Origin of the sequence: Neisseria sp. P0020.S005 (assembly GCF_051957055.1) — a bacterium.
In the GTDB taxonomy this organism is placed as follows: domain Bacteria; phylum Pseudomonadota; class Gammaproteobacteria; order Burkholderiales; family Neisseriaceae; genus Neisseria; species Neisseria subflava_A.
Map to the genome: position 1 here is coordinate 1 of NZ_JBQCWV010000058.1, position 462 is coordinate 462.

The window sequence follows — 462 nt, forward strand, 5'->3', positions numbered from 1 at the left end:
GCCTGAACCTTGAATGTGCATAAAGAAAAGTTCGACCGGCTCATCTGCATAACCCAAAATCGGCGTTTTGCCGTTAAGCGCGCCGCCGTTGATTTGGCTGCGGGTGTAGTAAGGAACGAAACGGCTGCATTCAAAACGGCCTTTCAGCGCAGTGCTACGTGCTGTAATCGGGAATCTGGACAAGTCAGAAGGGTATGTGCAGCTGTTGTCGATGACGCAGCTGTTTGGGCCGGTTTGGCGGATGCGGACGGTGGCTTTGCTGCCCATAAAGTTTGCAGCCAACGAAACGGAAACAAAATCGTTCGGAATGTCGTAAATAGGGCAACGGGATTGGCTCGTGAGTTTGTAGTCGCAGTGCAGGAACGGTTCGTAACAGCCGGTAATGGTGCCGGCAGGGTTGCAGCAGTTCTCGACGCGCCATAGGGGGAAATAGCGTTTAAAGAGGTGTTTGGTTTGGGAGTG

The 462-nt window shown here is 52.8% G+C and carries 1 protein-coding gene; it reads right to left on the reverse strand.

Annotated features, from left to right (window positions below; genetic code table 11):
- Positions 1–462 (reverse strand): MltA domain-containing protein (locus tag ACTHTU_RS11280; RefSeq protein WP_440362599.1); only part of this gene is annotated, 462 nt, incomplete at both ends.